Below are 22,931 nucleotides of genomic sequence, written 5' to 3'. Positions count from 1 at the left end.
TTGCCCCTTGCCCTGAAACCCGGCGCGCTCTAGCCTTCGCCGGACTTCACTGCAAGGACCACCCGTGAATCCTCGTTTGCTGTTGCTGGCTTTGGCCGTGGCTGCCGGCACCCTGAGCTTGTCGGCCTGCCGCCGGGATGCGGCACCACCGGACACGCCTGTCGCGAGCAAGGCCGCGCCAGCCGAAAGCGCCGATCAGTTCGTTGCGCGCATCAGCGCCGAATACAAGGCTGCCTATCCGGAAACCACTGCAGCGCAGTGGCTGTCTTCGACCTATATCAACGGCGATTCGCAGTTGCTGGCGGCCAAGGCCAACGAACGTTCGCTGGCGCAGCTGGATCGGTGGATCGAACAATCCAAGCAGTACGCCGGCACACCGATGTCGGCCGACAGTGCGCGTGCGCTGCAGTTGCTGAAATTGATGAGTGCCCTGCCTGCACCGCGCGACCCGGCCAAGCTGGCCGAGCTCACCCGCATCGCGGCCAAGATGGAAGGCGATTACGGCGCCGGCAGCTACTGCGTAGGCGAAGGCGAGCAGCGCCGCTGCCGCCAGCTCGGCGAGTTGGAGCAAGTGCTGGCCAGCAGCCGCGACTACAACGAACAACTCGACGCCTGGCAGGGCTGGCACAGCACTACGCAGCCCATGCGCAAGGACTACCAACGCTTCGTGGAACTGGCCAACGAGGGCGCACGCGGGCTTGGTTTCGCCGACGTCGGGGTGCTATGGCGCAGCGGCTACGACATGCCGCCGGCGCAACTGGCCAGCGAAACCGACCGCCTGTGGGAACAGGTCAAACCGTTGTATGCGCAGTTGCAGTGCTATGCGCGCGGCAAACTCGATACGCAATACGGCAAGGACAAGGGCGAGGTCGCCGGCGGCCTGTTGCCGGCACACCTGATGGGCAACATGTGGCAGCAGGACTGGAGCAATCTGTGGGATCTGCTGCAGCCCTACCCCGGGGCCGGCGATCTGGACATCACCTCCGCGCTGGAAAAGCAGTACCAAAGCAACCTCACTGCAGTGCTGGCGCGCAACGCCGGCGGCGATGGTGGCGCGGCCGCACGCTTCAACGCCGAACGCGAAGCGCAGCTGCGTACCGCCAAGCAGATGACCGAACGCGCGCAGGATTTCTACACCTCGCTCGGCATGCCCAAGCTGCCCGACACCTATTGGCAGCGCTCGCAGTTCATCAAACCGCTGGACCGCGATGTGGTGTGCCACGCCAGCGCCTGGGACATGAACATGGGCGGCGAGGCGAACCAAAACATCGGCGCGGATGTGCGCACCAAAATGTGCATCAAACCGACCGAAGAAGACTTCACCACCATCTACCACGAGCTGGGCCACATCTATTACGACCTGGCCTATAACCCATTACCCCCGCTGTTCCAGAACGGCGCCAACGACGGCTTCCACGAAGCGATCGGCGACACCATCGTGCTGGCGATGACGCCCAAGTACCTGCAGTCGATCGGCATGGTGGGCGAGCAGCAGACCGGTCGCGAGTCGTTGATCAATTCGCAGATGCGCATGGCCCTGAGCAAGGTGGCGTTCCTGCCGTTCGGTTTGATGATCGACCGCTGGCGCTGGGGCGTGTTCGACGGTTCGATCACGCCCGAGCATTACAACCAGGCCTGGTGGGAACTGAAAGCCAAGTACCAGGGCGTGGCGCCGGTCGGCGCGCGCGGCGAAGAATTCTTCGACCCTGGCGCCAAGTACCACGTGCCGGGCAACACACCGTACACGCGCTACTTTCTGGCGCATATCCTGCAATTCCAGTTCTACAAAGGCCTGTGTCAGGCCGCCGGCCATCAGGGGCCGCTGTACGACTGCAGCTTCTACGGCAACAAGGACGCCGGGCAGAAGTTCTGGTCGATGCTGCAGCGTGGTTCCAGCCAGCCCTGGCAAACCACCCTCAAGGAACTCACCGGCAACGACAAACTCGATGCCGGCCCGATGCTGGAGTACTTCGCGCCGATGAGCGAATGGTTGAAACAGCAGAATCAGGGGCAGTGATACGCCCAGGGTTTCCTAGACATCTCATGGCCATGGAAAATAGTCGATTCGGAGATGTCTATGAGCAGCAAGCGGTATACGGATGAGTTCAAGATCGAGGCGGTCCGGCAAGTGACGGATCGTGGGTTCAAGGTGGCAGACGTCGCCGAGCGGCTGGGTGTCACGGTAATCCCCCCGCCCATTAGCAGACGCCAGAAGTGGAATTTTCTCGTATCCTTTCTCGAGGAGGTTCCATGAAGAAGTCCCGCTTTACCGACAGCCAGATCATCGCCGTGCTCAAGCAGGCCCAGGCCGGTGCGCCCGTGCCGGAGCTGTGCCGCGAGCACGGCATCAGCTCGGCCACGTTCTACAAGTGGCGCAGCAAGTTCGGCGGCATGGACGTGTCCATGGTCGCGCGCATGAAGGAGCTGGAGGAGGAGAACCGCCGGCTCAAGAAGATGTACGCCGAGGCGCAGCTCAGTACCGACCTGCTGAAGGAAGCGCTCGCAAAAAAATGGTGAGGCCATCTCAGCGACGCGAGATGGCCCAATCGGCAGTCACGAGCGGGCGTACGAACATCCGCCACGCCTGCCAGGCCTTCGCGGTGAGCGAGACCTGCTTCCGTTACCAGGCCAAGGCCAGCGAGCAGAACGCCCGGATCGCCGACTGGCTGATCCGCCTGACGACCGCCCATCGCGACTGGGGCTTTGGCCTGTGCTACCTGTACCTGCGCAACGTGAAGGGCTTTGGCTGGAATCACAAGCGGGTCTACCGGATCTACCGCGAGCTGGAGTTGAACCTGCGGATCAAGCCGAGGAAGCGGCTGGTGCGTGAGCGGCCCGAGCCTCTGGCGGTGCCGGAGGCTATCAACCAGGTCTGGTCGATGGACTTCATGCACGACCAGTTGGCCGACGGCCGCAGCTTCCGGCTGTTCAATGTGCTCGACGACTTCAATCGCGAGGGGCTGGGGATCGAGGTCGACCTGTCGCTGCCGTCAGCCCGGGTGATCCGATCGCTGGAGCAGATCATCGAGTGGCGCGGCAAGCCCGCCGTGATCCGCTGCGACAACGGCCCTGAATACATCAGTGGCGCGTTGCTGTCCTGGGCGCAGCGGCATGGCATCCGGGTCGAGCACATCCAGCCGGGCAAGCCACAGCAGAACGCCTACGTTGAACGCTACAACCGCACCATCCGCTACGCCTGGCTCGCCCAAACCCTGTTCGACACCATCGACCAGGTGCAGGACAAAGCCACCCGCTGGCTATGGACGTACAACCACGAGCGTCCGAATATGGCGCTCGGCGGCATCACGCCTGCCATGAAGTTGGCGATGGCCGCTTAGCTCCACTTCTGGCGACCGCTAGAAGTGGGGGGATTACCTCACGACGCACAGCCTGTACGCCTGGCTGCGCAAGTTCGGCAAGCCCGGCGTGGTACAGCGCGCCGAGGTGGACCAGAGCGCCGAGGTTCGGCGGCTGAAGGCAGAGTTGCGTCGAGTGACCGAGGAGCGCGACATCCTAAAAAAGGCCGCCGCGTACTTTGCCAAGGGGTAAAGGCAAAGTACGCCTTCATGCAAGCCCACTGCGGGGAGTTCAGGGTGTGTGCGATGTGCCGGGTGTTGCGGGTGAACCGGGCTGGATACTACGCGTGGCTAAAGTCGCCGGACAGTGAGCGCGCCAAGGAAGACGAACGCCTGCTGGGGCTGATCAAGCACCACTGGCTGGCCAGCGGCAGTGTGTATGGGCATCGCAAGATCGCCAAGGATCTACGCGATCTGGGTGAGCGTTGCAGTCGCCATCGGGTGCATCGATTGATGCGCGCCGAGGGATTGCGTGCCCAGGTGGGCTATGGTCGCAAACCGCGCTTCCATGGAGGGATGCAGTGCAAGGCGGCGGCCAACCTGCTTGACCGACAGTTCGACGTGACCGAGCCGGACACGGCCTGGGCGAGCGATTTCACCTTCATCCGCACGCACGAAGGCTGGATGTACCTGGCTGTGGTGATCGATCTGTTTTCCAGGCAGGTCGTCGGCTGGGCGATGCGCGATCGGGCCGACACCGAGTTGGTCGTGCAGGCCTTGTTGTCTGCGGTGTGGCGGCGCAAACCCAATGCTGGTTGCTTGGTTCACTCAGACCAAGGGTCGGTCTACACCAGCGATGACTGGCAGAGTTTCCTGGCGTCCCATGGCTTGGTGTGCAGCATGAGTCGGCGTGGCAACTGCCACGACAACGCACCCGTGGAGAGCTTCTTCGGCCTGCTCAAACGCGAGCGGATCAGGCGACGAATCTATCCCACCAAGGACGCCGCACGCGCCGAGGTATTCGACTACATCGAGATGTTCTACAACCCCAACCGCCGCCACGGTTCAACTGGTGACCTGTCCCCTGTAGAGTTTGAACGGCGCTACGCGCAACGAGGGTCTTGAGTGTCTACGGAACCCTGGGCGTATCAATACCGTCGGCACGGGCCTCGGCATGTGCGGCGTCCTTGAGGGCGTCCGAGTAGGTCAACCGCACCGGGGTGCCCTGGCGTTCGTGCAACTCGGCCGCGCGCATGATCAGCGCCAGCACCTGCGCGGCGCTGGTGCTTTCGCCGGCGATGCGGCCATCCATTCCCAGCACCCATTCGCCGTCGCGGCGGACGATGCCGGCCAAGAGGGTGCGTTGCTGGTCGCGGAGTTCGGCATGCGGTTCGATCGGGGACACCGGCGCGGGATTGGCGGCGGCCTGGTTGCGCTGGCGCTCGGCGGCGCGCTTGCGGGCATCACGGCGCAACTTGGAATCGGTGGACATGCAGGCTCCTGTGAGGTCAGAGGTGGTCGGCCGGCTCCAGAGGCACTGCCTCGGTGGCCTGGCGGTGCCGTAGACGGCGGCCGCTGCGGCGCTCCCAGCGCCAGAATAGCCAGCCCAGCAAGAAAAAGCCGGTCATGCCGATCGCCAGATGCCGCGGATGTTCACTCAGCAGCGGCGACAGCACCCCGGCCACCACCGTATTGGTCATCAACTGGGTGAAGGCCTGCAGCGACGACGCCAGGCCGCGCTGCTGCGGGTACATGTCCAGCACCGCCAGCGCCAGGATCGGAAAGATCAACGCCATGCCCATGCCGGCCAGGAAGATCGGCAGCACCGCCCACGGCAGCGCGATCTGCGCCACCGCAAAGGTGTAGGCCAGATTGGCCAGTGCCGCCACGCCGCAGCAGATGAAGCCGATGCGGATCTGCCGCACCGGCTGCATGCGCCCGGCCATGCGCCCGGACAGGAACGAGCCCAGCGTCATGCCGCCGATGGTGGGAATGAACAGCCAGGCGAAATCGCCTTCGCCCAGCTTCAGGTGCTGCATGATCAGCACCGGGGCCGAGGCGATGTACAGGAAGATGCCGGCGAAATTGAACGACCCGGCCGCGGCCAGGCGCTGGAAGCGCGGATTGAAGCCGATGCGCACGTAATCCTGCATTAGGCGTTTGAACTGCAGCGGGGTGCGCGCCTCCACCGGGTGGGTCTCCGGCAGCCAGGTCAGGGTTGCGATGAGCAGCACCAGGCCAAACACCACCAAGAACCAGAAGATCAACGGCCAGCCGGCGCCACTGAGCAGGATCCAGCCGCCGATGATCGGCGCGATGGCCGGCGCAATCCCGAAGATCATCGACACCTGGCTCATCAGCCGCTGCGCGTCAGGGCCATGGAACAGGTCGCGGATCACCGCCCGCCCGACGATCATGCCCACGCCGGCCGACAGGCCCTGCAGCGCGCGGAACGCCAGTAGCGTGGGCAAGTCTTGCGACAACGCACAGCCGATCGAACCGGCGACAAACAAGGCCAGCCCGCCCAGGATCACCCGCTTGCGGCCCCAGGCATCGGACAACGGCCCGTGCGCGATGCTCATCAGGCCATACGCCAGCAGATAGACGCTGATGGTCTGCTGGATCGCCACCTGGTCCGCCGCCAGGCTGCGGCCAAGTTGCGAGAACGCCGGGAAGATGGTGTCGATCGAAAACGGGCCGAACATCGCCAGCCCGGCCAGCAGCAGCGCCATGCGACGGGTGGAGGGAACAGCAGAAGTCATGCGCAACGGTATCCGGAGGACTCCCCACGCGCAGGCACCGGCAGCGGTGGTCAGGCCAACGAGCGCAGCGGCAGGCATGGGGCAAAGAAGCCGACACTTTACGCCAACTGCCACCGCATGCGGCCAGCGATGGAGCGCATGCGCGGCACGCAGGCACGGAAATCGCAGCCGCGTCCGCTTCGTTCCAGCACGGCATCTCATCCTGCACAGCCGAGCGGCTGCGCACCTGGCAATGACGGCGCCGGCAGTGCTCGGCGCCCAGTGGCCAACGGCAGCGATCAGTCGGCTGCGGTGGAGCGCTCCTGCAGCCGCTGCCAATCGGCGATCGGCTGATCGCTCACCACCCGGCCCTGCTCCAGGGTGATGACGCGCGCGGCCATGGCCACGGTTTCGCTCCGATGCGCCACGATGATCCGGGTGACCTGCATTGCCTGGATGGCGCGATTGACGCGCTGCTCGTTCATCACGTCCAGATGGCTGGTCGCCTCGTCCAGCACCAGGATACGTGGCGACCTGTACAGCGCGCGTGCCAGCAAGACGCGTTGCCGCTGCCCGCCCGACAACCCGGTACCCGCCTCGCTCAACAACGAGGCGTAGCCGAGCGGCATCTGCTCCACCTCCTGGTGCACGCCGGCGATGCGCGCGCAACGTTCGATCTGCGCCTGGTCCGGCTCCGGGTCGAAGAAACTGATGTTTTCGCTGACCGATCCGGTGAACAGCAGATCGTCCTGCATCACCGTGCCGACGATGGCGCGATAGGGCGCCAGCGCCGCAAGGCTCAGCGGGCGCCCACCGATCTTCACTTGCCCCGTACTGGGTTGCAGCAGCCCGAGGATCACCTTGACCAAGGTGGTCTTGCCGCACCCGGACGCGCCGGTGATGGCCACGCATTCCCCGCTGGCGATGCGCACGCTGACGTCTTCGAGCACCGCCGGGGTATCGTCGGCGTAGCGGAAGCCGATGCCGCACAGTTCGATGGTGGTGTCGTTCCAGGCCGGCGCATCGATGCGCTGATCGGCCTCCTCGCGCGGCTGGTGGACGATGTCGGCCACCCGCTCCAGATGGACGCGTAACAGGCGGAACTCCACCAGCCGATCGATCAGCTCGGACAAGCGCATGGCGAACTGCTCGCGATAGGCCATGAATGCCAGCAGCATGCCCAGCGACAGCTCTGCGCGCAGGATCGCGAACGCGGCGAGCCAGATCACCAGCACCCGCTCGCATCCGAACAGCAGGCGCTGGAGTGACGACTGCCAGACCTCGCCCTGTGCCAGGCGCAGTTGTGCATTGGTCTGTTCGGCCAGCAGATGGGTCCAGTCCATGCGCCGCACCTGCTGGCGCCCGAACAGCCGCACGCCCTGGATGCCGCGCACGCTCTCCAGCAGGTGGGTGTGCTGGCGCGCGTCCCACAACAACTGCTCGGCGGCGGCCTCGCGCATCCTCCGCAGCCACAGCCAGCGTGTCGCCGCATACAGCGCCACCGCCACCAGCGTGATCGCGCTGAGGCCGACGCTGTAGACCAGCATCAGGCCGAGGGTGCCGATCACCAGCACGCCATCGACCAGGGTCTGGGTGAATCCGGTCGTCAAGGTGCGTTGCACCTGCACGATCGAGGCGAAGCGCGACTGGATTCCACCCAGGTGACGCTTCTCGAAATACGCCAACGGGAGCGCGAGCAGGTGCGCGAACACCTGCCCCATCCATTGAAAACCCAGCTGTGCCGACACGCTGGCGATCAGCCATCCGCGCAGCAGGGCGATGCAGGATTGCAGGACCACCAGCAACAGGAACCCGGCGCCAAGGACATGGATCAACCCGATGTCGGCCGACGGCACCGCCTGATCGACGATCCACTGCAGTTGGAACGGCATTCCCAGGCTGAGCACCTCGAGCGCGAATGCCAACGCAAGCACCTGCCAGACCGCACGTCCAAGTCCGTGGACACGACCGATCAACGAGGACAACGCCACTGCCGGCGCCGCAGCTTGCGGACGGAAGTCGGCGGCCGGGCTGAGTTCCAGCGCGATCCCGGAGAAATGCCGGGCGAATTCGCCCGGCGTCAGGCTCCGCGGCCCGCTGGCCGGATCGTGGATCTGCAGACGACGGGCGCCCACCCGCTTGAGCACGACGAAATTATTCAGATCCCAATGCACGATGCAGGGCAGCTGCAACTCCGGCAGCGCGTCCATTTCCAGCCGCAACGCGCGCGCCTGCAGACCGAGCGCCTGCGCGATCGCCACCAGATTGGCCAGGTTGGTGCCCTGCCGCGACAGCAGGAACCGGCGGCGCAGCTCGGCCAGGCCGATGTGGCAACCGTGATAGTGGGCGATCATGGCCATGGCGGCCAATCCGCATTCGCCGACCTGGCCCTGCAGGATCATCGGCAACCCACGCACGCCGGACGCGCGACGCAACTGCGCCTGCCAGCGGCTCATCGCAGCGTACCGTGCAAGCTGGACAGCGGCTCGAAGGCCCACTGCGAGAAGCGCCGCCATTCCAATGCCAGCGTGCCCTGCACGCGCATACCCGGTCGCAGGACCGCGGTGTGTCCTGCACGCAGCGCGGCATCCCCGGCCAGGCGCACCCGCACGCGGTACAACGGTTCGCTCACCGACGTGGAGTCGACACGCGGCGGTTCGGGCGCGACGGCGATCTCGACCACCTGCCCGGCAAACTGACCGTAATGCTGGTAGGGCAAGGCATCGAAGCGCAGTTGCACCGGCATCCCGAGCCCAATCAGACCTGCGGCCCGGGAGGGCGCGTACAACACGACCTCGGTCGCCATCGACGTCGGCAGCAGATCGGCCAAGCGTTGCCCCTGCGCGACCGCCTGCCCACGCTGCAGCGGTCGCAGCGCCACACGGCCGGCACGCGGCGCGCGCACTTCCCAACGCGACGCGGCCGCCTGCTCGATCGCCGCACGCCGATCCTCCTGCAGGCCGGCACCGGCCACCGCCAATTGTTGGCGCAAGTTCGACGGTAACTGCTGCACCTCGGCTTGGGCCTGCGCAAGCGCATCGGCCAAGGCCATGCGCTCGCGCCGCAACTCCAGGGTATGCGCGCGTTGGTCGAGCACGTCGGCCTGTTTTTCATCGACGAATTGCTGGCTGACCAGGCCGCGCGTCAACGCGGTGCGGTAACGCTGCTCGATCGATTGGGTCAGTTGCTGCCGATGGCGCAGCAAGTCCAGCTCGACGTCGATCTGCTGCAGGCGGTCGCGCAGGCCGGCCAGCGCCCGCGCAGCCGCCTGCTGCTGCACACGCCCCTGGGCACGCAACTGCGCCATCGCCTCGACGGCCAGGCGCTGCTGTTCGGCCAGCACCACAGCAGCGCGCTGGGTCGGCCGCCCGCGATCGTCGCGATGTTCGGCCGACAACACGAACAACACCTGGCCCGCAGCGACGCGCTGGCCCTGCACGGCGCCGACCTGCACCACCACGCCCGACTGCGGTGTGGTGACGGCGATCAGTCCGCCCGCCGGGACGACCGCGCCATACAAGGTCTCGCTGCGCGCGAAGCCCAGGCGGAAGAATCCGGCCAGCAGCAGGATCACGGTTGCCATCAGCAGGCCTACGCACCAACGTAGCGCGCCATGCTGGCGCAGCACCACCGGCCCGAGCCGACTGCGCTGCCGGTAGTCCACCGCCTCGCGTCGGAACAGGGTCGTCATCCGCTGGCGGCCGCCGACGCCCGCCCGTGCTGCCTGCCTGCTCGATGCTGCCGCGTCGCCGTGCGCTGCCAAGCCACGCGCCTGCTCATACCAGCAGGGCTCCATGCGAGGGCCCGCGTTCCCAGAAGGCCAGCTCCTGCAAACGTTCGAACAGCGCCGGCGGCAACACGCTGCGCCGGGGGACGTACTGCACCCCGCGACGGACGCGATGCAGGCCCGGCATCTGCAACGCGGCATCGAAGCGTTCGGCCTCGGCCTGGACACCGGCATAGTCGTGCGCGAACGCCGGCAGTTGCAGGAAAGCGTAGACCTGCTCCATCGCCTGCGCCGGCCGTTGCGCCAGCGTGTCGTAGCGCAACAGCAGCAGTCGATCGGCATGTTCGCCGTAGAACGCCTGGCGCAGCCCATCCAGCGCATAGCCCACCACGCCGCGCGGTGCGGTCAGCAGGTCCGCGCGCATCGAGACCGAGTCTTCCGGGTCGTAGCCGAACAACGCCGACAAGCGCAGCGGCTGGGTCTGCGCCAGGCGCTCGAAGCTATCGACGACCCAGCCAACATCGCGAACGCAACAGATGACACGGCTGTGCGGAAACAGCGTCGCCAGCCCTGCCAGGCGGCTGCACCAGGCACGATTGGTGTCGAACACCGTGCCCAGCCCCTGGCGATCCTGGTAATAGGCGTCGAAGACCGAACGCAGCAACCGCACCCGCTGTGCGTCATCGATCTGCACGTTGGAGGGATGTTCCTCGCTCATGCCCATCAGCATCGCCGCGTACAGTCGCGCGACCGGCGAGGTGACATCGGCGTGCACGTGCGGGCTCTGTCGCAGCAACGCGGCCAGCAAGGACGAGCCCGCCCGCGGCAGCCCGGAAATGAAATGGTAGTCCACCTCGCGCCTCCCCTATCCAATGCTGGTCGGCGGCGGCATGCCGGCGAGACGCATCGCCGGCCAAGCCTGCATCGCGTGCCACTGCACACGCGGACACGCTGCGCAAAGGCGCTGCGCTTTGCGAATGCCAGCGCTCCGGCCGGGCGGTCGGGAGCGCTTGCCGTGACCGGCATCACATCGGCACGTGCCGGCACGGACCTGGCAGATGCGACGTTCGTTACCGCGCACACAGCGTCGTGCGCCGGCCCTGGGTCGCAACGGCACCCGCGCACGCTGGATCGCATGGCGCTGTCCCCGGCTCTGCGGTCCAGCGACCACTGTCGCCTCACCGGCCAACGGGCAGATGGCCGAGGCGGTCACGCAGTCGTCCCTTCGGGCGGCGTGACGCTGCGTACGAAGGGAAAACCCGTGAGGACGTCAACATGAACCTGTCGAAAAAATCGCCAACCAATGGTGCGCAAGCGCTGCAGCGGCCCGCCGGGGCCAAGGGCCAGCTGGAGCCCCTGGACCAGCGTCTGTGGAAGCATGTCGGCGGTGGGGACTATCCCCCGCCGGGCGCCAATACCAAGCACGATCCGCCGCCCAAGAACGGGCACCACTGATCCGCCTGCGCGGGCAGGAGCGAGCGGGCGCTGCCGTTGCCGGACCGCCCGGTAGCGGGGGCAACAGCGGCCGCTCAAATCCCGGAGGCCGGACGAGGCGACTCGCCCGGCCTCCGGCATGTCATGGCGCCGAAAAGCGTTTCGCCAAGCGGCCGGGCGCTGGCTATACTAGCCAGGCAACACGGTGGGAGAAGCGGCACTGCCGCTGCCGAAGGCGCAACAGCCCGTAATCGCTCAGGCCCGATACCATCTTCAACACAACTCTGGAGAGACCGGCCGCGGCCGGCGCCGAAGGGGCACGGAACGCAGGCAGGCCAGGTGCCATGCCGCGTTCCTAAACTCTCAGGCAAAAGGACAGAGGGGCGCGAGGAAGACCGCCGCTGCGGCAGGTCGTGGCGCGCGCATGCGCGTCAGACCGGTCGTGGTGCTTCCGACCTTTCGCATGCCCTCTGCTCCGGATGCCCGCCATGTCCCAGACCCCGTCTTCCCTGCGCGACCTCGAACACCACAGCGCGTTCGTCGAACGCCATATCGGCCCCAACGACGCGGAAATCGCCCAGATGCTGGACGTGGTCGGCCACGCCTGCCTGGATGCGCTGACCGATGCCATCGTGCCGGGCAACATCAAGTCGCCGGCGCCGCTGGCGCTGCCCGAGGCGATCACCGAAGAAGAAGCGCTGGCCAAGATCCGCGCCATCGCCGACAAGAATACCGTGTATCGCAACTTCATCGGCCAGGGCTATTACGGCACCCACACACCGAAGGTAATCTTGCGCAACATCCTGGAGAACCCGGCCTGGTACACCGCCTACACGCCGTACCAGGCGGAAATCTCGCAAGGCCGCATGGAAGCGCTGATCAACTTCCAGACCCTGTGCGCCGACCTCACCGGCATGCAGATCGCCAACGCCTCGCTGCTGGACGAAGCCACCGCCGCGGCCGAGGCGATGACGCTGGCCAAGCGTTCGGCCAAATCCAAGTCCAACACCTTTTTCGTGCACGACGCGGTGCACCCGCAGACGCTGGAGCTGCTGCGCACGCGCGCCGAGCCGCTGGACATCGTGCTGCGTGTCGGCACGCCGGAAGAAGCGCTGCAAACCGAGTGCTTCGGCGTGCTGCTGCAGTACCCGGACAGCTTCGGTCATATCGGCGATCACGCTGCGCTGGCCGAGGCCGTGCACGCGCAAGGCGGCCTGGTCGCAGTGGCCACCGATCTGCTGGCGCTGACCTTGATCGCCGCCCCGGGCGAATGGGGTGCGGATATCGTGGTCGGCAACTCGCAGCGCTTCGGTGTGCCGTTCGGTTTCGGCGGCCCGCATGCCGCCTTCATGGCATGCCGCGATGCCTACAAGCGCTCGATGCCCGGCCGCTTGATCGGCGTGTCGATCGATGCCGCCGGCAACCCGGCGTATCGCCTGACCCTGCAGACCCGCGAGCAACATATACGCCGCGAAAAGGCCACCTCCAACATCTGCACTGCGCAGGTACTGCTGGCGGTGATGGCCTCGATGTATGCGGTGTACCACGGCCCCGACGGCCTGACCCGCATCGCACGGCGCACCCATCGCCTGGCGGCGATCCTGGCCGCCGCACTGCGCAGCGCCGGCGTCACCGTGGGCGAGCGCTTCTTCGACACCTTGCACGTCAAGGCGATCGATGCCGATGCCATCCACGCCCGTGCGCGTGCGGCCGGAATCAACCTGCGCGCCATCGATAGCGAAGCGGTGGGCATCAGCCTGGACGAAACCACCACCCGCGCCGACGTGGTCGCGCTGGCGCAGCTGTTCGGTGCCACGGCCGATGTGGACGCGCTGGATGCCGCCACCGCCGATGCCCTGCCGCCGGGCCTGCTGCGCACCACCCCGTTCCTGACCCACCCGGTATTCAACACCCATCACAGCGAACACGAACTGCTGCGCTACATGCGCTCGCTGGCCGACAAGGACCTGGCGATGGATCGCACCATGATCCCGCTGGGCAGCTGCACCATGAAGCTCAACGCCACCGCCGAGATGATTCCGGTGACCTGGCCGGAGTTCGGTGCCATCCATCCGCTTGCACCGGCCGAACAATCCGCCGGCTACGCGCAGCTGATCGACGAGCTGGAAGCGATGCTGGTCGAGTGCACCGGCTATGACGCGGTGAGCCTGCAGCCCAACTCCGGCGCGCAAGGCGAATATGCCGGCCTGCTGGCGATCCGCGCCTACCACCGCGCACGCGGCGAAGGCCATCGCGACATCTGCCTGATCCCCGAGTCGGCGCACGGCACCAACCCGGCCTCCGCACAGATGTGCGGCATGACCGTGGTGGTGACCAAGTGCGATGCCAACGGCAACGTGGACGTGGATGACATCCGCGCCAAGGCGGAAAAATATTCCGATCGCCTGGCCGCACTGATGATCACCTACCCGTCCACCCACGGCGTGTTCGAAGAAGACGTGGTGGCGATCTGCGAAGCGGTGCATGCGCATGGCGGCCAGGTCTATACCGATGGCGCCAACATGAACGCGCTGGTCGGCGTGGCCAAGCCCGGCAAGTGGGGCTCGGACGTCTCGCACCTCAACCTGCACAAGACCTTCTGCATTCCGCATGGCGGCGGCGGCCCGGGCGTGGGCCCGTGTGCGGTCAAATCGCACCTGGCGCCGTTCCTACCAAGAACGCTGGGCGGCGAAGGCGACGTCGGCATGGTCAGCGCTGCCAGTTATGGCTCGGCCTCGATCCTGCCGATCAGCTGGATGTACGTGACCATGATGGGCAGCGCCGGTCTGCGCAAGGCCACGCAAGTGGCATTGCTCAACGCCAACTACATCGCCAAGCGCCTGGCACCGCACTACAAGACGCTGTACACCGGCCGCAATGGCCTGGTCGCGCACGAGTGCATCCTCGACGTACGCCCGCTGGAGAAGACCAGCGGCATCGGCGCCGAAGACATCGCCAAGCGGCTGATCGACTTCGGCTTCCACGCACCGACGCTGAGCTTCCCGGTGGCCGGCACGCTGATGGTGGAGCCGACCGAAAGCGAATCGCAGCACGAACTGGACCGCTTCATCGACGCGATGATCCAGATCCGCGAAGAGATCCGCGCCATCGAGGACGGCCGCCTGGACCGCGAGGACAACCCGCTCAAGCACGCCCCACATACCGCAACCCAGGTCTCGGCCAGCGAGTGGACGCATGCCTACCCGCGCGAACTGGCCGCCTTCCCGCTGCCCAGCCTCAAGCAGCAGAAGTACTGGCCGCCGGTGGCACGCGTGGACAACGTCTACGGCGACAAGAACGTGATGTGCGCGTGCATCCCGGTCGATGCCTACAAGGAAGACGCCGAGGCCTGATCGCCGCACCGCGACGGCCAACACAACCCAGCCGGTAACGCGGCTGGGTTTTTTTATTGCGCTGCGAATGAATGCCCAGATGCCATCGCACTGCCAGCCGTTTTCCTGGCCTACACGTGCCACCAGGATGATGGCGGACGCTCTCATCCCACAGCAGACCCTGGCGCATGCGTGAACCGAACTTCCTTGCTGCCGCCCTGTTGGCAGCCTGCCTGCTGGTTGGCTGCGCACCGCGCCGCCCCGGCGAGGTACCGGCGCTGGTGCACGCGCCCGATGCGCGTGCAGAGGTGGTGCAGACGACAGCCGGCCCGGTGCGCGGGATGGCCAGTGCACAGGGTCGCGCGTTCCTGGGCGTGCCGTTCGCAGCGCCGCCGGTAGGTGCACTGCGCTTTCGCGCACCGCAACCGCCAGCCGCATGGACCCAGGTCCGCGACGCCACCCAGGCCGGCCCGGCCTGCCTGCCGCGCTATCGCTTCGGGCAGAAGCATGTCTCCGAAGATTGCCTCACGCTCAATGTCTACGCACCGCCCGGCCCGGCACCTGCGCATCCACGCGCGGTGATGGTGTGGATCTATGGCGGCGCGCTGGAGCTGGGCAGCAATGTCGACTACGACCTGAGCGCGTTGGCTGCGCGCCAGGATGTCGTTGTGGTGGCACCCAACTATCGGCTGGGCGTGTTCGGTTTCTACGCACATCCAGGCCTGCGTGACGAAGGCGAAGGCGCCTATGCATTGCTCGACCAGCAGGCGGCCTTGCGCTGGGTGCAGGGCAATATCGCCGCGTTCGGCGGCGATGCGCGCAATGTCACCGTGTTCGGTGAATCGGCCGGTGCATGGAGCATCTGTTATCAGCTCGCTTCGCCCGGGGCGGCGGGATTGTTTCGACGCGCCATCCTGCAAAGCGGCAGTTGCCTGGCGAGCGATTCCAGCGTGCCGCAGCGCGAGGCAGAAAGTGGCGGCGTACGCATGGCGCAACGCGTGGGTTGCGCGCGCACGCGCGATGTGGCCGCCTGCCTGCGCGCATTGCCGGCCGAAACGCTGGCCGATGCAGCACCTCAGCGGCGTGGCCTGACCGGCAGCGATGCGTGGGCGCCGATGTCAGGTGGCCAGGCGTTGCCGCTGCCACCGGCCGCGGCAATCGCCAGCGGCCGGCATGCGCAGGTACCAGTACTGCTCGGCACCAATCGCGACGAAGGGCGCTTGTTTGCGCAACTGCTGTCCTACATCGGCAAGCTCAACCTGCGCAGCGGATACGAAGCGCGCGTGCAACGCATGCATGCCTCGCCTGCCCCGGTCCTGACGCAATATGCAGCCATTGCCGCGCAATCGCGCTGGGAAGCGTTCGCCGACATCGTGACTGATGGCGGCTTCGCCTGCCCCGCACGCCGGCTGGGGCAGGCATTGCGCACGCATGCGCCGGTGTACGCCTACGAGTTCGACGACCCGCATGCGCCCTACGGTCTGTTACGCCTGCCGTTTTCGCCTGCATTGGGCGCTTTCCATGCCGCCGAACTGGTGTATCTGTTTCAGCGTCCGTGGGTACTCAGTGGCCAGGCGCAGTTCAGTCCGGCGCAGCAGGCGTTTGCCAATACGCTGCAGGATTACTGGGGTGCATTCGCGCGCACCGGCGATCCCAACGGTGGCGGGCGGCCGCCGTGGCCGCGCTTTGATGGCGACGCGCCGCTGACGCTGTCGCCGCACAGGATCGGCGCCACGCCCGACTTCGTGCAGCGTCATCGTTGTGCGTTCTGGGATGCGCGTGCAGACACTGCGACAACATCGGTGCAGCCATCGTCGCAGTGACAAGGCCACCGGTGTGATGCGGTCGTCACCCTCAATCCAACAAGACAGGAGCCCATCATGTCCGAATCGTCTTCACCTTCCTGCGCGCAGGTGCGCCTGCGCAACGGGCGTTGCGTGCCCGCGTTAGGTCTGGGCTCCTGGAACCTGGGCCAGGGCCGGCATGCGCCCGAGCAGGAAATTGAAGCGCTGCAACTCGGTCAGCAATTGGGCATGCAACTGATCGACACTGCCGAGATGTATGGCAATGGCCGCGCCGAGCAATTGATCAGCCAGGCCATCGGCCGCACGCAACCTCCCTACGTGGTGTCCAAGGTGTTGCCCGGCAATGCCAGTGCACGCGGGATTGCGCGCGCCTGCGAAGCCAGCCTGCAACGGCTGGGCGTGCGCACACTGGATCTGTATCTGCTGCACTGGCGTGGCGGCAGCGATCTGGCCGAAGTGGTGGATGCGTTCGAAGCGCTCCGCGATGCCGGCAAGATCCGCGATTGGGGTGTGTCGAACTTCGATGTCGATGACATGCAGGAGCTCTGGGCAATCGATGGCGGCTCGCGTTGCCTGGTCAACCAGGTGCTGTATCACGCTGGCAGCCGCGGCATCGAGTTCGACCTGCTGCCATGGTGCGCCGCGCACGAGGTGGCGGTGATGGCGTATTCGCCGCTTGGCAGCCGCGCGTTGCTGGATCACCCGGTCTTGCACGCCATCGGCGAGCGTCGCGGCGTTGCAGCCACCGCGGTGGCGCTGGCGTGGGCGATCCGCAGCGGCAATGTCATCGCCATTCCCGAATCTGGAACGCCGGCGCATGTGCGTGCCAACGCCGCGGCGTGCACGCTGCAATTGCACGCAGACGATCTTGCCGAGGTTGATCGCGCCTTCGCGCCGCCTACGCACAAACAGCCGCTCGACCTCCTGTAACCCCCAACATGGTCGCGTCCGCTTGGTGCGCATCTGCATAGCGCCGCGCGCGGCGTGATCGATGCAACACATGCAACTGCGACGTCGCGCAATGTTTGCGGCATATGTGAGTTTTCGTTCGCAAGCAGACACATGCAATTAACAGCGCCACTCCCAGGCTTTATGGCTCAGCCCGCATCCCAAGCCCGCCACAGTGGAGTTCCCATGGCCAAGTCCCCCAGCAAATCCGCGCAGGTCCCTGCCCTTGCACCTGTCAGCGCCACCGTCGATGGGGCGCGCGGTACTGGCGATGAGTTGCACCAGAAGGCAGGCGGCACGCACCCGCAACTGACCACCAACCAGGGCATTCCGGTCGGTGACAACCAGAACTCGCTCCGCGCCACGCCGCGCGGCCCGACGTTGCTGGAAGATTTCATCCTGCGCGAAAAGATCACCCACTTCGATCACGAACGCATTCCCGAACGCATCGTGCATGCGCGCGGCAGTGCCGCGCACGGCTACTTCGAACTCACCAAGTCGTTGAGCCAGTACACCACCGCCAAGATCTTTACCGAGGTTGGCGAAAAAACTCCGTTGTTTACGCGTTTTTCCACTGTCGCAGGTGGCGCCGGCTCGGTGGATACGCCGCGCGATGTGCGCGGCTTCGCGGTGAAGTTCTACACCAAGGAAGGCAATTGGGATCTGGTCGGCAACAACATCCCGGTGTTCTTCATCCAGGATGCGATGAAATTCCCGGACCTGATTCATGCGGTGAAGATGGAGCCGGACCGTGGTTTCCCCCAGGCTGCCAGCGCGCACGACACGTTCTGGGATTTCATTTCGCTGACACCCGAATCGATGCACATGGTGATGTGGGCGATGAGCGACCGCACCATCCCGCGCTCGCTACGCATGATCGAAGGGTTCGGCATCCACAGCTTCCGGTTCCTCAATGACAAGGGCGAAAGCACCTTCGTCAAGTTCCATTGGCGCCCCAAGCTGGGCCTGCAATCGACCATCTGGGACGAGGCGGTCAAGATCGCCGGCGCCGATCAGGATTTCCACCGCCGCGACCTGTTCGAAGCGATCCAGAACGGCGATTTCCCCGAATGGGAACTCGGCGTGCAATTGTTCACCGAAGCGCAGGCAGCAACGTTCCCGTTCGATCATCTGGATTCGACCAAGGTCATTCCCGAGGAGCTGGTGCCGTTGCAGATCGTCGGCCGCATGGTGCTCGACCGCTGGCCGGACAACTTCTTTGCCGAAACCGAGCAGGTTGCCTACTGCCCGGCCAACATCGTGCCCGGCATCGACTTCAGCAACGACCCGCTGCTGCAAGGCCGCCTGTTCTCCTATCTGGATACGCAGCTGAGCCGTCTGGGCGGGCCGAATTTCCATCAGATTCCGGTCAACGCGCCAAAGTGCCCGTTCGCCAACAACCAGCGCGATGGTCACATGCAGATGGGCGTGCCCAAGGGCCGCGTTGCCTATGAGCCCAGCTCGCTGCAGGCCGATGCGCCGCGTGAAGCGCTGCGTGGTTTCCCCAGCCACGCAACTCCTGCCGAAGAAGGTGCCAAGGGCCGCGTGCGCGCAGAAAGCTTCGCCGATCACTACAGCCAGGCGCGCCTGTTCTTCCGCAGCCAGACCGCACCGGAACAGGCGCATATCGCCTCGGCATTGGTGTTCGAACTGTCGAAGGTGGAGACCGCTCACGTGCGCGAGGCCATCGTGGGTCATCTGCGCCACATCGACCAGGAACTGGCGCAGCGTGTGGCCGATGGCATGGGCATGACGGCCCTGCCGCCAGCCCCCCCGGCGGCAGTGGCGCCGATCGACATGCCGCTCTCGCCTGCCTTGCAGGTCATCGGCAAGATGAAGGACACCTTGAAAGGGCGCACGGTGGGCATCCTGATCCACGACGGCTCGGACGCAGCAGCGATCAAGGCAGTCCGCAAGGCGGCCGAAGCTGCAGGCGCGACGGTCAAGATCGTTGCGCCCAAACTCGGCGGCGCCAAGCTTAGCGACGGCAAGCAGCTTGCCGCCGATGGGCAACTGGCGGGCACGCCCTCGGTGGTCTTCGATGCGGTGGCGGTGCTGCTGTCCTCGGAAGCGGCCAAGCTGCTGACACGCGAATCGGCGGCACTGAATTTTGTGAGCTTTGCCTGGGCGCATCTGAAGGCCATCGCATTCGACGAAGGCGCGCAGGTGTTGTTGAAGGCCGGCAACGTGGGCAAGGATGCGGGCGTCGTTCCCGCTGCCGATACCAAGGCATTCATCACCGCAGCAAAAACCCGCCAATGGGCACGCGAGCCGAAGGTGCGCATGCTGGCGTAACCGCACCCCGGGAAGGTCCAATAACCCGGGTTAAAACCGAGGGACGGCACACCGGCTGCACTGGAGCGCTACGTCCCTCGGCTTTCGCCGCTACCACGCGTTTGCGGAGTAGCGGCAAGTACGGCGCGCCATTCCCACGGCAGGCGTCGATTGTTTCGCTTTAGCCGAAGCTTCGATAGCGCAAGCAGCATGAGCATTCACGCGATGTTCGCGACAAGCCGCGATAAAGCACGCTGGCGCGAGCGACTTTACATGTCGCGCGCGTCCAGGGCCGTGTGTGTAGGGTCTGGATAACGTCGATGATGACGCTCGGTCGATATTCGCTTACCGGATGATGATTACGCCAAATGGAGTTGCTCGTGATTGGCCGCATTGCAAAATGTGCCGCTGGTTACTGGAGCATGGTATGGAATCCCGTATCACCCCGACCTCTGGCGCAGCAAGCTTGCCGCTCCCTGCGGCCGATGACGCGGCGTTACCACGTAGCCCGGCAACGGCCGACGATCGGCAACATGGCACTGACGCACGATTGGCTGGACTAACGCCACGCCGCAGCATGGCCCGGGCCGGCGCAGCCCCCGCGCCCGATTGCATGACGCCGGACACCGCGTGCACCAGGAGCATACGTGCGCCTGCCTCGGCTCCCGGGCTAAACCGGCCGGATAAGCCCATATTCTCGGTTATTCGGCCTGTCGCGTTTCTCTCAACCAAGGCCGACATTGGCGGCCATGACCCGATGCGCCTGTCTGGAAGTGCTGTCGTCTTCTCGCGCTCCAAGGCGACATTGGGAGGCAGCGATGTTGGCATGGTCGGGATGCTCGATGGCCAGGAACACCTCGTCAAAACCGGAATTTCGCGAAGCCTGCTGGGTCAAGCAGTGGCCTGTTGCGCGAAAGGGCAAGTCGAGAAGGCCACCAAGCGTTTGGGCTACATCGTTGGCTCTGCAGCCAGGCTGCTTGAAGGCGCCATAGACAAGCAGGCCACGCAGCAACGGCTGACACTGGCCTTCCATGCCTTTCTCGATACCGAAAAAGGCAAAGAAATGGCGGAAAAGGCCAAGACAGGGGCATTGGATATCGACGATGTCTGCAGGATTCACGACAGCCTGGTTGCCGCTGATCCTCGATTACGCAATCCCCTTGGCATCCCCATCCTGTTTGACGTCATCAACGTCGCTGCCGCCCAGGATCTGGTCAATGCGCTGCAAGAACGCTATCTGTCGCGGCAACACATTCCGGACTCATCGCTGCTGACACCGCCCAGCAACGCCTTGATCGCCTCGCGACTCATCCATGATGCACAGCCGCTGGACACGTTCCTGACCAAAGCGTTTCTGCCGCCTGAGGTTTCGCTTGCACAGGCCAAGCAAGCCGCTGCCCGTGTCGAAAGCGCCGCGCCCGACAGCGGTGCGCAGGCGGATGAACTGGCCGAAGACCGCGCACTGCTTGCGCGGATCAACGATCCGGTCAATCTCCGTGCGGGCAAACAGGCATTGGTCGACACACTGCGCCACAACGGTCTGGATGGGCTGTTCGCCTCGTTGTTGGTCAGGCTGACCCTGGGTGAAGCGTCTGATCTTGGCCCGGACAATATGCTGGTCGTTTCCGGGGAAGATGCACGCCACAAGGTCATCAGCATCGACGTGACCGGCTTTCGCTACGACCGGGAGCAGGATGCGCCGTCAGATCCGCGGTTTCGGCATGGTTGGGGAGACGTCATTCGGGCCCCGGCAAGCGCGCTGGACGTGCTGCTTCATAAAAGCGTGATGAGCGATCGTTATGCGACAGGCCTGAAGAGCGTACATGCCATGGTCATCCAGGCCATAGGCGAGGCGCTTGACGGGCAAGCCACGCCCGAAGTGGAAATGGTCAAGCAGTGGTACGCCGCGCTCGACGTGGACTCCGCCACGGCGTCCTTGCGTTCGTTGGGCGATCAATTGAAAGGCATGTCTGCCGCAGGTTGGATGCCCGATGCCGCGCTGGTGAACCAGGTGTTGGCACGCAATTCTTCTTTACTCAACCACGTGGGGGCGTGTCCTAGATTTTGTGTAACCGGGCCACAGGCAGGAGACTGCCACCTAACCCGGAGACACCATGAGCCCACGCACACATGAGGTACCCGACGAGCTGCTTAGCAGCCTGTTGGTCAACTACACCAAACCCGAGGATCTGATCGGCGAGAACGGCCTGCTCAAGCAGCTGACCAAGCGGTTGGTGGAGCGGGCGCTGGACGCGGAGATGACCGAACACCTCGGTCATGACAAGCATGAGCCGGTCGCCAACGCGGCCGGCAACACGCGCAACGGACGCAGCCGCAAGACGCTCAAGGGCGAGTTCGGCGAGCTGCCGATCGAGATTCCGCGTGATCGCCACGGCAGCTTCGCGCCACAGCTGATCCCCAAGCACCAGACCCGCTGGGCCGGCTTCGATGACAAGATCTTGTCGTTGTACGCGCGCGGCATGACCGTGCGCGAGATCCAGTCGCACCTGGAGGAGATGTACGGCACCGAGGTGTCGCCGAGTCTGATTTCCTCAGTCACCGATGCGGTCGTCGAGGAGGTCAAGGCGTGGCAGGCGCGGCCACTGGATCCGGTCTATCCGATCGTCTATCTGGACTGCATCCACGTCAAAGTGCGCGAGGGCGCGGTGCGGGTCAAGGCGGTGTACCTGGCCATCGGCATCACCATGGGCGGCGAGAAGGAAGTGCTGGGCCTATGGCTGGCGCAGGCCGAGGGTGCCAAGTTTTGGCTGCAAGTCGTGACGGAGCTACGCAACCGCGGGGTGCAGGACATCTTCATTGCCTGCGTCGATGGCCTGAAGGGGTTTCCCGAGGCGATCGAGGCGGTGTTCCCGCAGACCACCGTGCAGCTGTGCATCGTGCACATGGTGCGGCACAGCCTGAACTACGTCTCGTGGAAACGCCGCGCCGAGGTTGCCGCCGATCTCAAGCGCATTTACGCCTGCGCCACCGTCGAGGAGGCCGAGCAGGCACTGACCGAGTTCGAGGCCAAGTGGGACGCCCAGTACCCGCCCATCAGCCAGTCATGGCGGCGCAATTGGTCACGACTGATCCCGTTCTTCGACTACCCACCGGAGATCCGCAAGGTGATCTATACGACCAACGCCATCGAGTCGGTCAACATGAGCCTGCGCAAGCTGACCAAGAACCGCGGCGCGTTCCCCAGCGACGAAGCCTTGATGAAACTGTTCTACCTGGCTCTGCGCAACATCACCAAGAAATGGACGCTGCCGATCCGCGACTGGAAGGCTGCGCTGAACCGCTTTACGATTCAGTTCGAGGGGCGACTTCCTCAGCGGTAACCCAAACCACGGTTACACAAAATTCTGCACACG

General features: G+C 65.2%; 13 protein-coding genes, 3 pseudogenes and 1 riboswitch. Of the genes and pseudogenes, 11 read left to right on the top strand and 5 right to left on the bottom strand.

Going from position 1 to position 22,931, the window contains the following annotated elements:
- Nucleotides 1-64: 64 nt before the first annotated feature.
- The 4 genes and pseudogenes from ACCQ00_RS06280 to ACCQ00_RS06265 all read left to right on the top strand — a co-directional run.
- Nucleotides 65-2,014: pseudogene (locus tag ACCQ00_RS06280) on the top strand (M2 family metallopeptidase); the annotation flags it as partial.
- Between the two features lie 63 nt (nt 2,015-2,077).
- Nucleotides 2,078-2,182, top strand: a pseudogene (locus ACCQ00_RS06275) (transposase); the annotation flags it as partial.
- Nucleotides 2,183-2,250: 68 nt separating this feature from the next.
- Nucleotides 2,251-3,338, top strand: a protein-coding gene (locus tag ACCQ00_RS06270) for an IS3 family transposase (RefSeq protein WP_099770609.1) whose coding sequence is annotated in 2 segments (ribosomal slippage) — nt 2,251-2,503 and nt 2,503-3,338 — 1,089 coding nt in all. Because the reading frame shifts where the segments join, the coding sequence is not laid out codon by codon here.
- Between the two features lie 37 nt (nt 3,339-3,375).
- Nucleotides 3,376-4,421 (top strand): annotated as a pseudogene (locus ACCQ00_RS06265) (IS3 family transposase); the annotation flags it as partial.
- Nucleotides 4,422-4,425: 4 nt separating this feature from the next.
- Here the strand turns inward: ACCQ00_RS06265 and ACCQ00_RS06260 are convergent.
- The 5 genes from ACCQ00_RS06260 to raxST all read right to left on the bottom strand — a co-directional run bounded on the left by ACCQ00_RS06260 (nt 4,426) and on the right by raxST (nt 10,617).
- Complete coding sequence (locus tag ACCQ00_RS06260; protein WP_039573743.1) at nt 4,426-4,788, bottom strand: hypothetical protein; 363 nt, start codon at nt 4,786-4,788, stop codon at nt 4,426-4,428.
- Between the two features lie 16 nt (nt 4,789-4,804).
- Nucleotides 4,805-6,058, bottom strand: coding sequence for a multidrug effflux MFS transporter (locus ACCQ00_RS06255; protein WP_039573745.1), 1,254 nt, complete (start codon nt 6,056-6,058; stop codon nt 4,805-4,807).
- A gap of 278 nt (nt 6,059-6,336) precedes the next feature.
- Nucleotides 6,337-8,493 carry a peptidase domain-containing ABC transporter RaxB gene (raxB, locus tag ACCQ00_RS06250; RefSeq protein WP_039573748.1) on the bottom strand — a complete coding sequence of 719 codons (2,157 nt, stop codon included), beginning with the start codon at nt 8,491-8,493 and terminating at the stop codon, nt 6,337-6,339.
- Nucleotides 8,490-9,833 (bottom strand): HlyD family secretion protein, encoded by a 1,344-nt coding sequence (locus ACCQ00_RS06245; RefSeq protein ID WP_080948733.1) that lies wholly within the window; start codon nt 9,831-9,833, stop codon nt 8,490-8,492. The genes raxB and ACCQ00_RS06245 overlap by 4 nt, the downstream gene beginning before the upstream one ends.
- A complete protein-coding gene (raxST, locus tag ACCQ00_RS06240) occupies nt 9,814-10,617 on the bottom strand; it encodes a RiPP modification sulfotransferase RaxST (RefSeq protein ID WP_039573751.1) in 804 nt (267 codons plus the stop codon). The genes ACCQ00_RS06245 and raxST overlap by 20 nt, the downstream gene beginning before the upstream one ends.
- Before the next feature lie 422 nt (nt 10,618-11,039).
- On the opposite strand from raxST, the gene raxX reads away from it, so the two are divergent.
- The 7 genes from raxX to ACCQ00_RS06205 all read left to right on the top strand — a co-directional run bounded on the left by raxX (nt 11,040) and on the right by ACCQ00_RS06205 (nt 22,898).
- Complete coding sequence (gene raxX, locus ACCQ00_RS06235) at nt 11,040-11,219, top strand: RaxX family RiPP (RefSeq protein WP_014089614.1); 180 nt, start codon at nt 11,040-11,042, stop codon at nt 11,217-11,219.
- Between the two features lie 253 nt (nt 11,220-11,472).
- Nucleotides 11,473-11,587: riboswitch (glycine riboswitch) on the top strand.
- 90 nt (nt 11,588-11,677) lie between these two features.
- Entirely contained in the window at nt 11,678-14,551 is a 2,874-nt protein-coding gene (gene gcvP / locus ACCQ00_RS06230) for an aminomethyl-transferring glycine dehydrogenase (RefSeq protein ID WP_372354086.1), read from the top strand.
- A 167-nt stretch (nt 14,552-14,718) separates the two neighbouring features.
- Nucleotides 14,719-16,353: a carboxylesterase/lipase family protein gene (locus ACCQ00_RS06225; protein ID WP_039573755.1), complete on the top strand. Its 1,635-nt coding sequence runs from the start codon at nt 14,719-14,721 to the stop codon at nt 16,351-16,353.
- A 57-nt stretch (nt 16,354-16,410) separates the two neighbouring features.
- Nucleotides 16,411-17,265: an aldo/keto reductase gene (locus ACCQ00_RS06220; RefSeq protein WP_039573758.1), complete on the top strand. Its 855-nt coding sequence runs from the start codon at nt 16,411-16,413 to the stop codon at nt 17,263-17,265.
- Between the two features lie 204 nt (nt 17,266-17,469).
- Complete coding sequence (locus tag ACCQ00_RS06215; protein ID WP_039573768.1) at nt 17,470-19,578, top strand: catalase; 2,109 nt, start codon at nt 17,470-17,472, stop codon at nt 19,576-19,578.
- An 814-nt stretch (nt 19,579-20,392) separates the two neighbouring features.
- Nucleotides 20,393-21,691 (top strand): type III secretion system effector protein, encoded by a 1,299-nt coding sequence (locus tag ACCQ00_RS06210; protein WP_236493587.1) that lies wholly within the window; start codon nt 20,393-20,395, stop codon nt 21,689-21,691.
- Nucleotides 21,672-22,898: an IS256-like element ISXax1 family transposase gene (locus ACCQ00_RS06205; protein ID WP_011345585.1), complete on the top strand. Its 1,227-nt coding sequence runs from the start codon at nt 21,672-21,674 to the stop codon at nt 22,896-22,898. Before ACCQ00_RS06210 ends, ACCQ00_RS06205 begins: the two co-directional genes overlap by 20 nt.
- Nucleotides 22,899-22,931: the final 33 nt, after the last annotated feature.

The sequence above is a fragment of the Xanthomonas sp. NCPPB 3761 genome, from assembly GCF_041475705.2.
In the GTDB taxonomy this organism is placed as follows: Bacteria; Pseudomonadota; Gammaproteobacteria; order Xanthomonadales; family Xanthomonadaceae; genus Xanthomonas; species Xanthomonas phaseoli.
Note: the sequence above shows the minus strand (reverse complement) of the source record. Positions and strands in the feature narration are given on the sequence as shown.